This window comes from Streptomyces sp. NPDC090499 (assembly GCF_044769305.1).
GTDB lineage: Bacteria > Actinomycetota > Actinomycetes > Streptomycetales > Streptomycetaceae > Streptomyces.
The window spans coordinates 561,663-575,763 of the sequence record NZ_JBIVXP010000001.1 but is presented as its reverse complement, the minus strand read 5'-3'; the positions used below and the strand labels follow the sequence as shown (position 1 = coordinate 575,763).

The following is a 14,101-nucleotide window of genomic DNA, read 5'->3' as shown; positions in this document are numbered from 1 at the left end:
GGTCGGGTGGCCTGTGCGTGCTTCGGCATCGCCGGTCGCCGTCGTCGTGGTGGGGCGTCGTTGCGGCGGGTGATGGAGGCGGGCGGTGGTTGTTCTGGGGCGGTGGTTGTTCTGGGGCGGGGGCGGTGGGGGTCGGGTGGCCTGTGCGTGCTTCGGCATCGCCGGTCGCCGTCGTCGTGGTGGGGCGTCGTTGCGGCGGGTGATGGAGGCGGGCGGTGGTTGTTCCGGGGCGGAGGTGGCTCTGGGGCGGGGGCTGTTCTTGATGCGTCGGTTTTCCTGAGCCGACGGCTCCCCTTTTCTCCGCCGCAACGGTGCTCAGCCGCCGCGGCGGTGACCGGCGGTGCCGAACCGGCCGTACGCCCCGCGCACCGAAGTGGGCACCGGCCTGCCCGCAGGGGCCCGCAGGGCGTCGTCCTCAGCTGCCCGCAGGGCTTCGCAGCAGAGTGGTTGCCGTCGGCTGTCGGGGCAGGGCGTACGGAAGGGCGCCGTACCACAGGCGTGCCACCGTGAAGCCGAAGGTCAGGCAGAGGGCGCCGCCCACCGCGTCGAGCCAGAAGTGGTTGGCGGTGGCGACGATGACGAGGAGGGTGGCCGTGGGGTAGAGGAGGCCGAGGAGGCGTACCCAGGGGATCGACGCCAGGGCGAAGATCGTCAGGCCGCACCACAGGGACCAGCCGATGTGCATGGACGGCATCGCGGCGTACTGGTTGGACATGTGCTTGAGGTCGCCGGAGGCCATCGAGCCCCAGGTGTGGTGGACCGTCACCGTGTCGACGAAGCGGCCGCCGTTCATCAGGCGGGGCGGGGCGAGCGGGAACAGGTAGTAGCCGAGGAGGGCCACGCCGGTCGTCGCGAAGAGGGCGAGGCGGGCCGCCGCGTAACGGCCGGGGTGGCTGCGGTAGAGCCACACCAGGACGCCCAGCGTCACCACGAAGTGCAGCGTCGCGTAGTAGTAGTTCATGCCGACGATCAGCCAATTCACCGAGTTCACGGCATGGTTGACCGAATCCTCGACGGCGATCCCCAGCTGCTGCTCGGCCTTCCAGATCCAGTCGGCGTTGCGCAGCGCCTGCGCCTTCTGCTCCGGGACCGCGTTGCGGATCAGCGAGTAGGTCCAGTAACTCACCGCGATCAGCAGGATCTCGAACCAGAGCCGGGGCCGCCGCGGCGTCCGCAGCCGACCCAGGAACCCCTGTTCTCCCTCGCCCGTGACGGTCCGCGGAAGGGTCTGTTGTGCGCGACCTTCCGGCTCTGTCACGGTCGAGTCACTCATAGGCACAGAGTCTGCCAGAAAAGACGTTGTCGACAGATCATCCCAAGGTTGGGTTCACGGTGCATGTTCTACGGCGTGGCGACTACTTCCCAGGTACTGCCGCCGTGGAACCGCGTACCACCAATTCCGGCATGAAAACGAACTCGCTGTGCGGAGCCGGGGTACCGCCGATCTCCTCCAGCAGGGTGCGCACCGCGGCCTGGCCCATCGCCGGGACCGGCTTGCGGATGGTGGTGAGCGGCGGGTCGGTGAACGCGATGAGGGGGGAGTCGTCGAAGCCGACGACGGAGACGTCCCGGGGGACGTCGAGACCGCGCTGCCGCACGGCCCGTATCGCGCCGAGCGCCATCATGTCGCTCGCGCACACGATCGCCGTGCAGCCCCGGTCGATGAGCGCCGAGGTGGCCGCCTGGCCGCCCTCCAGGGTGTACAGGGAGTGCTGGACGAGCTCGGACTCGATCACGTCCGCCGGCAGGCCCAGCTGGTCCTGCACCGCCCGCACGAACCCCTCGATCTTGCGCTGCACGGGGACGAACCGCTTCGGGCCGAGGGCGAGGCCGACACGGGTGTGGCCGAGGGAGACGAGGTGGGTGACGGCCAGCGTCATCGCCGCCCGGTCGTCGGGGGAGATGAACGGCGCCTGCACCTTCGGCGAGAAACCGTCCACCAGGACGTACGGCACGCCCTGCGCCCGCAGCCGCTCGTAGCGCTGCATGTCGGCGGTGGTGTCCGCGTGCAGTCCCGAGACGTAGATGATGCCGGCGACCCCGCGGTCCACCAGCATCTCGGTCAGCTCGTCCTCCGTGGACCCGCCCGGGGTCTGGGTGGCGAGCACCGGGGTGTAGCCCTGCCGGGTCAGCGCCTGCCCGATGACCTGCGCGAGCGCCGGGAATATCGGGTTCTCCAGCTCGGGCGTGATCAGGCCCACCAGGCCCTCGCTGCGCTGCCGCAGCCGTACCGGACGCTCGTAGCCGAGGACGTCCAGGGCGGCGAGCACGGACTGGCGGGTGGTGGCGGCGACGCCCGGCTTCCCGTTCAGGACCCGGCTCACCGTCGCCTCGCTCACCCCCGCCTGCGCTGCGATGTCGGCAAGCCGTGTGGTCACGGCACTGGACTGTACCGGCCGTATGTCCCCTTGCACACCGATCGGGCGCCTGATGCGGCCTGGGGGGCGGCCCGCTGTGGGCTGCTGCGTCATCGCACTCCCTACTGAAACATGATGGCAAGAGCTTGCAGAGTCTTGCACAAGTGGCCGCCGTGGCGCTCTACCGCTGTAAACAAGCGTCTCACGGCGGTCGCCGAGAGGTCACGCCCGGATAACTTCGGAGATCTCTTGCACTTTTTTGCTGCAAGGTCTTTCGCAAGGCTTACATCGCTGTTACGTTCCCTGACGCCCGGCCGCCGCAGCAACGGCGCAGTCGGCACGACAGCGGGACGGTGGACGGGACCGCCCCCGCATCACTCGGGCTTAACCCTCAAGGAGAACTCATGCGGCGTGGCATAGCGGCCTCCGCGCTGGTGGCGTCCCTCGCCCTCACGGCGACGGCGTGCGGCGGGAGCGACAGCGACAGCAAGTCGGACGGGCCGGTCACCATCACCTGGTGGGACACCTCCAACGCCACCAACGAGTCGCCGACGTACAAGGCCCTGGTCAAGGAGTTCGAGGCCGCGAACAAGGGCATCAAGGTCAACTACGTCGACGTCCAGTTCGACCAGGCGCAGAACAAGTTCGACACGGCCGCCCAGTCCGGCAAGGGCGCCCCCGACGTGCTGCGCTCCGAGGTCGGCTGGACCCCCGCCTTCGCCAAGGCCGGCTACTTCGTGCCGCTGGACGGCACCGCCGCCCTCGCCGACAAGGACAAGTTCCAGTCCAGCCTGATCACCCAGGCCCAGTACGAGGGCAAGACCTACGGCGTCCCGCTGGTCACCGACACCCTCGCCCTCGTATACAACAAGGCGCTGCTGAAGAAGGCCGGCATCACCACGCCCCCCGCCACCTGGGACGAGGTCAAGGCCGACGCCGCCAAGATCCAGGACAAGGCCAAGACCACCGGCTACTGGGGCCCCGAGGCCGCGTACTACACGCAGCCGTTCCTCTACGGCGAGGGCACCGACATGGTCGACGCCGCCGCCAAGAAGATCACCATCACCTCGGCCGCGGCCCAGAAGGGCTACCAGACCTGGCTGGACCTCTACTCCGGCAAGGGCCTGCACAAGGCGGACGTCACCGCCGACGCCTACGCCCACCGCCAGGACGCCTTCGTCAACGGCAAGGTCGCCATGACCATCGAGGGCCCCTGGGAGATCACCAACTTCTACAAGGGCTCCGCGTTCAGCGACAAGTCCAACCTCGGCATCGCCACCGTCCCGGCCGGCTCCACCGGCAAGGCGGGCGCCCCGACCGGCGGCCACAACCTGTCCGTCTACGCCGGCTCGGACAAGGCCCACCAGGAAGCGGCCGAGAAGTTCGTCGCCTTCATGACCTCCGCGAAGACCCAGACGGAGATCGCGCTGAAGAACTCCACCCTGCCGACCCGCTCCGACGCCTACACCGCCGAGGTCAAGGCCGACCCGGGCATCGCCGGCTACCAGGCCGTCCTCTCCTCCGCCCAGCCGCGCCCGGCGCTCGCCGAGTACTCCTCCCTGTGGGGTCCGGTCGGCACCGAGCTGACCAAGATCGCCGGTGGCAAGGAGTCCCTGGACAAGGGCCTGAGCACCGCCGAACTCGGGATCGAGAAGCTCGTCCCCGACTTCAGCAAGTAGGCGCCGGCCGGCCGCCGGAGCGCGCCCCGTTCAGGGGGGAGCGCTCCGGCGGCCACCGCCCTGTGCCCAGCCCGATCCCGGAAGAACCAGAAGGTGTCGAACCATGACAGTCGCCATCGACCGCGCGACCGGCAAACGCCACGGTGACCGCGCGCCCCGCCCCGGGCTGGGCCAGCGGCTGAAGAACAGCTACCAGAAGTACTGGTACGCCTACGCGATGATCGCCCCCGTGGCCGTCGTCCTCGGGGCGCTCGTCATCTACCCGTTGGTGTACGGCTTCTACCTGACGTTGACGGACGCCAACAGCCTCAACACCGCCCGCACCATCGGCGTCAACCACATCGACGCCACCTACAAGTTCATCGGCCTGGACAACTACAAGGACATCCTGTTCGGCCCGACGTCCTACGACCGCTTCTGGTCCCACTTCGTCTGGACGATCGTCTGGACGGCGCTCTGCGTCACCCTGCACTACACGATCGGGCTCGGCCTCGCCCTGCTGCTCAACGAGAAGTTCCGCGGCCGCACCTTCTACCGCATGGTCCTGGTCCTGCCCTGGGCGGTGCCCACCTTCGTCACCGTCTTCGGCTGGCGGTTCATGCTCGCCGACGGCGGGATCGTCAACAGCGCCCTGCACTTCCTCCATCTGCCGCAACCGGCATGGCTGGAGGACACGTTCTGGCAGCGGGCCGCCGCGATCCTCGTCAACACCTGGTGCGGTGTGCCGTTCATGATGCTCTCGCTGCTCGGCGGCCTCCAGGCCATCGACGGCACGCTGTACGAGGCCGCCGAGATGGACGGCGCGAGCGCCTGGCAGCGCTTCCGGTACGTCACCCTGCCGGGCCTGAGGTCCGTCAGCTCCACCGTCGTCCTGCTCGGCATCATCTGGACGTTCAACCAGTTCGCCGTCATCTTCCTGCTCTTCGGCGACACCGCCCCCGACGCGCAGATCCTGGTCACCTGGGCCTACTACCTCGGCTTCGGACAGCAGCCGCGTGACTTCGCCCAGTCCGCCGCCTACGGCATGCTGCTGCTGGCCATCCTGATCGTCTTCACCTCCTTCTACCGCCGCTGGCTCAACCGCAACGACCAGCAGCTCGCGATCTGAGACAGGAGTTCCCATGAGTACGACCACTGTCCAGACCTCCGCCCAGGTCGCCGAGGAGGCCCCCGTGACCGGCAGCCCGCGCCGCACCCGCGGCCGGAACGAGCGCGGCCCGCTCGCCACCACCGTCACCCACGGCATCCTGGGCGTCGCGAGCCTCGTCGCGTTCTTCCCGGTCGGCTGGCTGATCTTCCTGTCCCTCGGCCCGGACAAGGACGACTACCTGCACCCGAGCGGCATCTGGCACAAGATGACGCTCGACAACTACTCGTTCGTCCTCCAGCACACCGGGTTCTGGGACTGGTTCAGGACCACGATGATCGTCGTCGGCGGCACCACGATCATCGGCCTGATCCTCGCCTCGACCACCGGCTACGCGGTCTCCCGCATGCGCTTCCCGGGCTACCGGAAGTTCATGTGGCTGCTGCTGGTGACCCAGATGTTCCCGATCGCCGTACTGATCGTGCCGATGTACCAGATCATGTCGCGGCTCGGCCTCATCGACAGCTACCTCGGCCTGATCCTCGTCTACTGCACGACGGTGGTGCCGTACACGGCCTGGCTGCTCAAGGGCTACTTCGACACGATCCCCTTCGAGATCGACGAGGCCGGCCGCGTCGACGGGCTCTCGCCGTTCGGCACCTTCGGCCGACTGATCCTGCCGCTCGCCAAGCCCGGCCTCGCGGTCGCCGCGTTCTACAACTTCCTCACCGCGTTCGGCGAGGTCGCGTTCGCGTCGACGTTCATGCTCAGCGACGACAAGTACACGTTCGCGGTGGGGCTGCAGAGCTTCATCAGCGAGCACGACGCGCAGCGGAACCTGATGACCGCGACGGCGGTGCTGATCGCGATACCGGTGGCCGTGTTCTTCTACCTCGTGCAGAAGAACCTGGTGACCGGGCTCACCGCGGGCGGCACGAAGGGCTGACGCCGGTTGCCGGAAAAGCCGCCTCGGCCGTCGTTCGTCTGCGGCGCCGTCGTGGCTGGTCGCGCAGTTCCCCGCGCCCCTTCGGGGCGCTGCCCCTCGGGCGCGGGTTGGCGGCCGTGGTGACCATCCGACCCCGCTGTCACCACGGCCGCCTCCACACCCCACCTCTGACCCGATGACCCAGTTACGACGCATCAAGGACGCCATGAGCCAGCAGCACTCCGCCGCCGACCCGGCCCCGACCACCGCCACCCTCGCCCGTCGCCGCGACTGGTGGCGGGACGCGGTGATCTATCAGGTGTATCCGCGCAGCTTCGCCGACAGCAACGGCGACGGGATGGGGGACCTGGAGGGCGTGCGCGGCAGACTCCCTTACCTGCGTGACCTCGGTGTCGACGCCGTGTGGCTCAGCCCGTTCTACGCCTCGCCGCAGGCGGACGCCGGCTACGACGTCGCCGACTACCGGGCCGTGGACCCCATGTTCGGCAACCTGCTGGACGCGGACGCGCTCATCCGGGACGCGCATGGGCTGGGTCTGCGGATCATCGTCGACCTGGTGCCCAACCACTCCTCGGACCAGCACGAGTGGTTCAAGCGGGCGCTGGCGGAGGGGCCGGGATCGCCGTCGCGCGACCGGTACCACTTCCGCCCCGGGAAGGGCGAGAACGGCGAACTGCCACCCAACGACTGGGAGTCCATCTTCGGCGGGCCCGCGTGGACGCGGGTGGCCGACGGCGAGTGGTACCTCCACCTCTTCGCCCCGGAGCAGCCCGACTTCAACTGGGACCACCCGGCCGTCGGCGACGAGTTCCGCTCCATCCTGCGGTTCTGGCTGGACATGGGCGTGGACGGCTTCCGTATCGACGTCGCCCACGGCCTGGTGAAGGCGGAGGGGCTGCCGGACCTCGGCGGCGCCGACCAGCTCAAGCTGCTGGGCAACGATGTCATGCCGTTCTTCGACCAGGACGGCGTGCACGAGGTCTACCGGCAGTGGCGGCACGTCCTCGACGAGTACGCCGAAAATGAACTGGGGCCCGAAGGGCTTTCCGCAGAAGGGCGGTGGTGGGCGACGGGTGGGCGGATCTTCGTCGCCGAGGCCTGGACGCCGACCGTCGAGCGCACCGCCAACTACGTCCGCCCGGACGAGCTCCACCAGGCCTTCAACTTCCAGTACCTGAGCACGGACTGGGACGCGAAGGAACTCCGTACGGTCATCGACCGCACCCTGGAGGCCATGCGCCCGGTCGGTGCACCGGCCACCTGGGTGCTCTCCAACCACGACGTCACCCGGCACGCCACCCGCTTCGCCAACCCGCCGGGCCTCGGCACCCAGATCCGCACGGCCGGCGACCGGGAGCTGGGCCTGCGCCGGGCGCGCGCGGCCACCCTCCTGATGCTCGCGCTGCCCGGCTCGGCCTACGTCTACCAGGGCGAGGAGCTGGGCCTCCCGGACGTCGTGGACCTGCCCGACGAGGTCCGCCAGGACCCCGCGTACTTCCGGGGCGCGGGCCAGGACGGCTTCCGGGACGGCTGCCGGGTGCCGATCCCGTGGACGCGGGAGGGCTCGTCGTACGGCTTCGGCGGCGGGGGCAGCTGGCTGCCGCAGCCCGCGAGTTGGGGCGAGCTGAGCGTGGAGGCGCAGACGGGGGTGGCCGGTTCGACGCTGGAGCTGTACCGCGCCGCGCTGGCCGCCCGCCGCGCCCAGCCCGACCTCGGTGCGGGCGACGCGGTGGAGTGGCTGCGCGCCCCCGAGGGCGTCCTCGCCTTCCGGCGCGGGGAGTTCGTGTGTGTCGCGAACACGAGCGGGGAGTCGGTGACGACTCCGACCTACGGCAGGGTGCTCCTGGCCAGCGGCGAACTGACGGAGGCCGACGGCGAGGCTAAGCTGCCGGCCGACACCACCGTGTGGTGGACGACCGCCTGACGGGTCGTCACTCGGTAACTTCTTGCAGCAACTTCACAGGGCCCGCTACCCATCCGGGGAGCGGGCCCTTAGCATCTGCGCAACCGCAAGGTTTCAGCAAGGTTTCTGCAAGAGCCTTCAATGGTGAAGGAACCCCACATGGCACGTAAGACCCTCTCCGCCGCACTGGCGCTGGCCGCCTGTAGCGTTGTCATGACCCCGTCCGTCGCGTCGGCCTCCCCGCCCGGCACGAAGGACGTCACCGCCGTCCTCTTCGAGTGGAACTACGGCTCGGTCGCCAAGGAGTGCACCAGCACCCTGGGCCCCGCCGGCTACGGATACGTCCAGGTCTCCCCGCCCGCCGAGCACATACAGGGCTCGCAGTGGTGGACGTCGTACCAGCCGGTGTCGTACAAGATCGCGGGCCGGCTCGGCGACCGCACCTCCTTCCAGAACATGGTGAACACCTGCCACGCGGCCGGTGTGAAGGTGGTCGTCGACACCGTCATCAACCACATGTCCGCAGGCAGCGGCACCGGCACCGGCGGCTCGTCGTACACCAAGTACGACTACCCCGGCCTGTACTCCTCCTACGACTTCGACGACTGCACCTCGCTCGTCTCCAACTACGCCGACCGCTGGAACGTCCAGCACTGCGAACTCGTCGGCCTCGCGGACCTGGACACCGGCGAGGAGTACGTCCGCAAGACCATCGCCGGCTACATGAACGACCTGCTCGGCCTCGGCGTCGACGGCTTCCGGATCGACGCGGCCAAGCACATCCCGGCCGAGGACCTCGCCAACATCAAGACCCGGCTGACCAACCCCTCCGTCTACTGGAAGCAGGAGGTCATCTACGGCGCCGGCGAGGCCGTCCAGCCCACCGAGTACACCGGCAACGGGGACGTCCAGGAGTTCCGGTACGCCTACGACCTCAAGCGCGTCTTCAACGACGAGAACCTCGCCTACCTGAAGAACTACGGCGAGGGCTGGGGCTACATGAGCAGCTCGGTCGCCGGGGTCTTCGTCGACAACCACGACACCGAGCGCAACGGCTCCACGCTCAACTACAAGGACGGCGCCAACTACACCCTGGCCAACGTCTTCATGCTCGCCTACCCGTACGGCGCCCCCGACATCAACTCCGGCTACGAGTGGTCGGACGCCGACGCGGGCCCGCCCAACAACGGGGTCGTCAACGCCTGCTGGCAGGACGGCTGGAAGTGCCAGCACGCCTGGCCGGAGATCATCCGCATGGTCGCCTTCCGCAACGCGGTGCGCGGCCAGGCGATGACCAACTGGTGGGACGACGGCGCCGACGCGATCGCCTTCGGCCGGGGCACCAAGGGCTATGTCGCCATCAACCACGAGTCGAGCTCGCTGACCCGGACGTACCAGACGGCGCTGCCGGCCGGGACGTACTGCGACGTGCAGGCGAACGCGTCGGTGAGGGTCGACTCGAGCGGCCAGTTCACCGCCACGCTGCCCTCGAACACCGCCCTCGCGATCTACGCCGGGAAGTCCACCTGCTGAGGATCCATCCGCTGCGTCCCGATCACCGAGAGCAGCCGCAGCGCCTCCTCGGACCGTGACCCCAGCGTGGCGGTGTAGATCACGACCTGCTGGTCCCGGTCGGTGATGTCCAGGACGTCGCAGTTGACGGTGACCGGGCCCACCACCGGGTGCCGGAAGGTCTTGACCAGGGTGGGCTCGGTGGACACGTCGTGCGACTCCCACAGCCGCCCGAACTCCTCGCTCCCGGCAAGGAGTTCGGCCACCAGGCCGGTCACCTCGGGCGAGTCGGGGTACCGGCCGGCCGCGGCCCGCAGCCGCTGCGCCGAGAGCCGGGCGAAGGCGTCCACGTCCGACACCCCGTACAGCCTGCTGCCCGCCGGACGCGGGTCGAGGAAGGCGCGGCGCATGAGGTTGCGGCCGCGCGGGGGCAGGGCGGAGAAGTCCTCCATGAGGGCCGCCGCCAGGTCGTTCCAGGCCAGCACCTCGCAGGTCGCGGAGGTCACGAAGGCGGCGGACTGCGGAAGCCGGTGCAACAGGTCGAGCAGACTCTGCCGCACCTCACGCGGGGGCCCGGGCGGCGGCCCCGGCGGAGCCCCGGCCAGGTGGTGCAGATGAGTGCGCTCGGCATCGGACAACCGCAGCGCCCGTGCCAGCCCGCCCAGCACCTCACGCGACGGCCGCGGCCCCCGGGCCTGCTCAAGACGCGTGTAGTACTCCGTCGAGATGAACGCCAGCTGCGCCACCTCCTCGCGCCGCAGTCCGGGAGTACGGCGCCGCGGGCCACGGGGCAACCCCACCTCGGCGGGGGAGATCCGCTCACGCCGGCTGCGCAGGAAAGCGGCGAGTTCTTGCCTGTCCACGCGTCCAGTGTTCCCTGTCCGCCCGACCCCATCCAGGTACCGCCGGTGCCTGGATGGGCCTCGCGGCAGGACGCAGCCTCGGAGCCATGGACAACACAGTGAACACAGGCCTTCTGACCGGCAAGGTCGCCTTCGTCAGCGGCGCCGGACGGGGCATCGGCGCGGCCGCGGCCCGGCTCTTCGCCCGCGAGGGCGCCCGGGTGCTGCTCGCGGCCCGCACGGAGGACCAGCTCAAGACGGTCACCGATGAGATCCGCGCGGCGGGCGGCACCGCTGACCACGCGGTCTGCGACCTGGCCGACGCGGCGAGCGTCCGCGCGGCCGTGGACCGCACGGTGGAGCTCTACGGCCGCCTGGACATCGCCTTCAACAACGGTGCGGTCGCCCAGCGGCCGGGCCCCCTGGACGAACTCGCCGAGGCCGACTTCGACCACGTCACCGCCGTGAACCTCAAGGGTGTCTGGCTCGCCATGACCGCCGAGATCGCCGCCATTCGGGCCACCGCCGGCACCGGCGCCATCGTCAACAACTCCTCCATCGGCAGCCTGCGCGCCAACCCGGTCCTGCCCGTCTACGGCGCCATGAAGCGGGCCGTCAACAGCCTCACCCAGTCGGCCGCCGTCACGTACGGCCCCGAGGGCATCCGCGTCAACGCCATCGCCCCCGGCGGCGCGCTCACCGAGATGGTCCGCGCCTGGGACGAGGCCACCCCCGGCGTCATCGACCACATGAAGTCCGTGACGCCCCTGCGCCGCACGGCCACCCCCGACGAGATCGCCGAGGCCGCCGCCTGGCTCCTGAGCGACCGCGCCTCCTATGTGTCGGGCGCGGTCCTGCAGGTGGACGGCGGGGCCGGGGCATAGGCGCAGCCGCCGTCCAGGGCGCGGGAGGTCAGTCGCTGACGTCGATGTGCCGGGCCAGCGCGGTGACGGACAGGTCGGCGTGGTCGACCCACTGGGGGAAGGCCAGCGTCTTGTGCTTGGTCGAGGCGGGCGGCGTGATCTCCAGGTAGGAGGCGTGCACCGCGCCCGACGTGCCGGTGTTGGCGTGGGTCCAGGCGACGACGGCCTCGGCGCTCTGGCCGTCCTTGAGGACGAGGGTCTTCTTGCCCGGGTCCTTGGCGTACCAGGTGCTGCCCCAGTGCGTGTGGGTCGTGATCGCCTTGTGCGCGGAGCTCTCCAGGCCGAGGCCAGGGTAGCCGCGCAGTGCGCAGGTCTTCCCGCTGAGGTTGCGCAGCGTGATGACGACGCCCTGGTGGTTCATGCCGCCGGCCAGCTGCTTGCCGAAGGTGGCCTTGAGCGCGGCGGCGGAGCAGGTGGGCGTGGCCTTGGCGGCGCTCGGGCTCGCGGCCTCGGCGGTTCCGGCCCAGGCGAGCCCCAGGCCGGCGACGGCCGCGGCGGCGAGCACCGTACGGCCGAGCCTGCGGCCGGTGCGGTGCCGGGTGGTGGTGGACAGGTCGGTGGTGTTCCGGTGTGCGTTCACGGTGACAGTGCTCCACTCGCGCTCCGAGGCGCGGGCCGCGGTATGCGGCCCGCGCCGTCTTCGTGTGCCGTACACAAAGTCAGATGCGCGGTACTCCGGAATTGTTCACGAGAGGCGACAGGAAATTTCCGTACCTGTCCGCGACCGCCCGACTACTTCCAGGTGTCACTAGTGGTGTAGCCCGACGAGCTGCCGGTCGTGTAGGAGCGGTTGGTGCCCGACTCCCACGTCACCGTCCCGGAGCTGTCCTTTTTGAGGAATTTATAAGTGAACGTCGTGGTCTTCGGGACGATCACCAGCTTGCTCCACGTCGGGTACGACTCCGAGGACAGCGGGATCGCGTCGCCGGTGTTCCAGGAGCCGAGGGAGGCGATGGAGCCGACGACGTAGACGTTGGTGCCGTAGTCGGTGGTGGCGTACTCGTTGAAGGTGACGTCCGTGGCGTCGGCGTTCGCCACGTTCCAGGAGTTGTTGAGGGAGACCGCCGAAGTGGTGGTGGCCGCCGATCTGTTGGCGTTGGACTCCCAGGTCACGTTGCCTGAACTGTCCTTCTTTATGTACTTGTACGTGAAGGACGTGTTGATCGGTACGCTCACCGCGCCCGACCAGATCGGGTATCCGGAGGACGAGAGCTGGATCGCCTTCGAGGTGTCCCAGCCGCCCAGGGCGTCGATGGAGCCGACGACGTAGACGTTGGTGCCGGTGGTGGTGGACGCGTACTCGTTGAAGGTCGCGGTCACCGTGGAGGTGGAGCCACCGCCGCCGCTGCCGCCGTCGTCGCAGCCGACCGTGCAGGTGTAGGAGGAGTTGTAGAAGGCGACGGCGTCCTTCGCGGGGATGGTGATGCTCGCGTTGCCGCCGGAGACGGTGACCGTGCTCTCGCCGCCGTCGACCACGTTGGAGTACGTGCCGTCGGCCATGCCGGTGGTGAAGGTGTAGGTGGCCGACGAGGAGCCGTTGTTGACGGCGAAGAAGCCGGCGCCGCTGCGGCCGAAGCCGATGACGTTCGACGACATGGTCTGCCAGTTGGAGACGGCCGCGCTGCCGGCCGCGTTGTGCCAGGCGACCATGCCGACGACGGCGGTGTCGCGGTCGAGGCAGTTCCAGCCGCTGGAGCAGTTGGTGTCGGTGACGAAGCCCGCGGAGTTCGGCGGGGCCTGGTCGCTCTGGGTCCACTGCCAGCTGGAGTAGATGGTCGGCGTCGACCACTTGTAGGCCAGCTCGAAGAGGTTGGCGAGCTTGTAGCTGTCGCCGTCCTTGTAGCTCATGTGCAGGCCGTTGCGCTCGGTGTCGTGGTTGGTCACGAAGGACACCGAGTTGGCGGCGGGCAGGATGCCGCTGCTTTCGAGGGAGGAGAGGTCGCTGACGTTGCCCTGGAAGGCCGACTTCATCTTGCTCGCGTAGGTGAAGTCCAGGACGTCACCGGAGCCGTAGTAGTCGCTGGGCTGCGGGGTGGAGCCCGGGTAGACCTCGTCGAAGACGTACGGCGCCGCGCCGGACGTCGTGGTGTTCAGCTTGGCGACGATGGCCGCCATGTCGGTGGCCGGGATGTGCTTGGCCGAGTCGACGCGGAAGCCGTCGACGCCGAGCGCGATCTGCTTGTTGAGGAAGGCGGCGAGGCCCGAACGGACGTTGTCCGCACTGGTCTTGAGGTCGGGAAGGCCCAGCAGCTCGCAGTTCTGGACCTGGGTGAGGTTCGAGTAGTCCTGGATGGTCAGGTCGGAGGTGGGGCAGTCGGCGGAGGTGTGGTAGTCGCTCGGGTCCCAGTCCGGGGTGTCGTACTTGTTGGTGAGGGTGGTGCCGTCGTAGCCGGTGCCGGTCTGGGCGGCGGTGTGGTTGATCACCGCGTCGGTGTAGACCTTCACGCCCGCGGTGTGGCAGGCGGTGACCATCGCGGCGAACTGCGTCGCGGTCCCGAAACGGCTGTTCAGGGTGTACGAGTACGGCTGGTAGACGTCCCACCAGTAGTAGCTGGACTGCTTGAGCGACTCCGACGGCGGGGCGACCTGCACCGCGCCGTACCCGGCCGGGCCGAGCACGTTCGTGCACTCGGACGCGATCGAGTTCCAGTTCCATTCCCAGAGGTTGGCGATCACGTCGCCCTTGGCGGTGGTGTCCGCCTGTGCGGCGGTGGCCGGCAGGGCGACGACGCCCGCGAGCGCCAGGGCGCCCGCGGCGATCGCGACGGCCGTGCGTCTGAAGACACCCGGGGGGCGGTGTCCGGTCATGTGCGGCTCCCAAACAAGAGGGACAGGCTTCAACAACCCTGGAG

The 14,101-nt window shown here is 69.2% G+C and carries 11 protein-coding genes; 6 read left to right on the top strand and 5 right to left on the bottom strand.

Features of this window, described 5'->3' with window-relative positions; all coding sequences use genetic code 11:
• Positions 1 to 415: 415 nt before the first annotated feature.
• A complete protein-coding gene (locus ACIQVL_RS02595; protein ID WP_403431008.1) occupies positions 416 to 1,273 on the bottom strand; it encodes a phosphatase PAP2 family protein in 858 nt (285 codons plus the stop codon).
• Positions 1,274 to 1,355: 82 nt separating this feature from the next.
• Positions 1,356 to 2,378, bottom strand: coding sequence for a LacI family DNA-binding transcriptional regulator (locus tag ACIQVL_RS02590; protein ID WP_403431011.1), 1,023 nt, complete (start codon positions 2,376 to 2,378; stop codon positions 1,356 to 1,358).
• Between the two features lie 383 nt (positions 2,379 to 2,761).
• Between ACIQVL_RS02590 and ACIQVL_RS02585 the strand changes: the two genes are divergently transcribed.
• From ACIQVL_RS02585 to ACIQVL_RS02565, 5 genes are all read left to right on the top strand, one after another.
• Entirely contained in the window at positions 2,762 to 4,036 is a 1,275-nt protein-coding gene (locus tag ACIQVL_RS02585) for an extracellular solute-binding protein (RefSeq protein ID WP_403431014.1), read from the top strand.
• A gap of 103 nt (positions 4,037 to 4,139) precedes the next feature.
• Positions 4,140 to 5,144: a carbohydrate ABC transporter permease gene (locus ACIQVL_RS02580; RefSeq protein WP_403431017.1), complete on the top strand. Its 1,005-nt coding sequence runs from the start codon at positions 4,140 to 4,142 to the stop codon at positions 5,142 to 5,144.
• Between the two features lie 13 nt (positions 5,145 to 5,157).
• Entirely contained in the window at positions 5,158 to 6,069 is a 912-nt protein-coding gene (locus ACIQVL_RS02575; protein ID WP_403431020.1) for a sugar ABC transporter permease, read from the top strand.
• Between the two features lie 205 nt (positions 6,070 to 6,274).
• Positions 6,275 to 7,993 (top strand): alpha-amylase family glycosyl hydrolase, encoded by a 1,719-nt coding sequence (locus ACIQVL_RS02570; protein ID WP_403431435.1) that lies wholly within the window; start codon positions 6,275 to 6,277, stop codon positions 7,991 to 7,993.
• A 138-nt stretch (positions 7,994 to 8,131) separates the two neighbouring features.
• Positions 8,132 to 9,505, top strand: a complete 1,374-nt coding sequence (locus ACIQVL_RS02565; protein WP_403431023.1) for an alpha-amylase family protein — start codon at positions 8,132 to 8,134, stop codon at positions 9,503 to 9,505.
• On the opposite strand, the gene ACIQVL_RS02560 is transcribed toward ACIQVL_RS02565, so the two are convergent.
• Positions 9,481 to 10,347, bottom strand: a complete 867-nt coding sequence (locus tag ACIQVL_RS02560; RefSeq protein WP_403431026.1) for a helix-turn-helix transcriptional regulator — start codon at positions 10,345 to 10,347, stop codon at positions 9,481 to 9,483. The genes ACIQVL_RS02565 and ACIQVL_RS02560 overlap by 25 nt on opposite strands.
• Positions 10,348 to 10,433: 86 nt before the next feature.
• On the opposite strand from ACIQVL_RS02560, the gene ACIQVL_RS02555 reads away from it, so the two are divergent.
• On the top strand, positions 10,434 to 11,210 hold the full coding sequence (locus ACIQVL_RS02555; RefSeq protein ID WP_403474061.1) for an SDR family NAD(P)-dependent oxidoreductase: 777 nt from the start codon (positions 10,434 to 10,436) through the stop codon (positions 11,208 to 11,210).
• 28 nt (positions 11,211 to 11,238) lie between these two features.
• Here the strand turns inward: ACIQVL_RS02555 and ACIQVL_RS02550 are convergent, their stop codons facing one another.
• Both ACIQVL_RS02550 and ACIQVL_RS02545 read right to left on the bottom strand, forming a co-directional pair.
• Complete coding sequence (locus ACIQVL_RS02550; RefSeq protein WP_403431031.1) at positions 11,239 to 11,829, bottom strand: DUF4232 domain-containing protein; 591 nt, start codon at positions 11,827 to 11,829, stop codon at positions 11,239 to 11,241.
• Between the two features lie 152 nt (positions 11,830 to 11,981).
• Entirely contained in the window at positions 11,982 to 14,057 is a 2,076-nt protein-coding gene (locus tag ACIQVL_RS02545; RefSeq protein ID WP_403431034.1) for a carbohydrate-binding module family 20 domain-containing protein, read from the bottom strand.
• Positions 14,058 to 14,101: the final 44 nt, after the last annotated feature.

What these genes read in the sequence shown, in the direction of transcription:
- ACIQVL_RS02595 (WP_403431008.1), bottom strand. Translation starts at nt 1,273, where the DNA reads ATGAGTGACTCGACCGTGACAGAGCCGGAAGGTCGCGCACAACAGACC.
- ACIQVL_RS02585 (WP_403431014.1), top strand. Translation starts at nt 2,762, where the DNA reads ATGCGGCGTGGCATAGCGGCCTCCGCGCTGGTGGCGTCCCTCGCCCTC.
- ACIQVL_RS02580 (WP_403431017.1), top strand. Translation starts at nt 4,140, where the DNA reads ATGACAGTCGCCATCGACCGCGCGACCGGCAAACGCCACGGTGACCGC.
- ACIQVL_RS02575 (WP_403431020.1), top strand. Translation starts at nt 5,158, where the DNA reads ATGAGTACGACCACTGTCCAGACCTCCGCCCAGGTCGCCGAGGAGGCC.
- ACIQVL_RS02570 (WP_403431435.1), top strand. Translation starts at nt 6,275, where the DNA reads ATGAGCCAGCAGCACTCCGCCGCCGACCCGGCCCCGACCACCGCCACC.
- ACIQVL_RS02565 (WP_403431023.1), top strand. Translation starts at nt 8,132, where the DNA reads ATGGCACGTAAGACCCTCTCCGCCGCACTGGCGCTGGCCGCCTGTAGC.
- ACIQVL_RS02555 (WP_403474061.1), top strand. Translation starts at nt 10,434, where the DNA reads ATGGACAACACAGTGAACACAGGCCTTCTGACCGGCAAGGTCGCCTTC.
- ACIQVL_RS02545 (WP_403431034.1), bottom strand. Translation starts at nt 14,057, where the DNA reads ATGACCGGACACCGCCCCCCGGGTGTCTTCAGACGCACGGCCGTCGCG.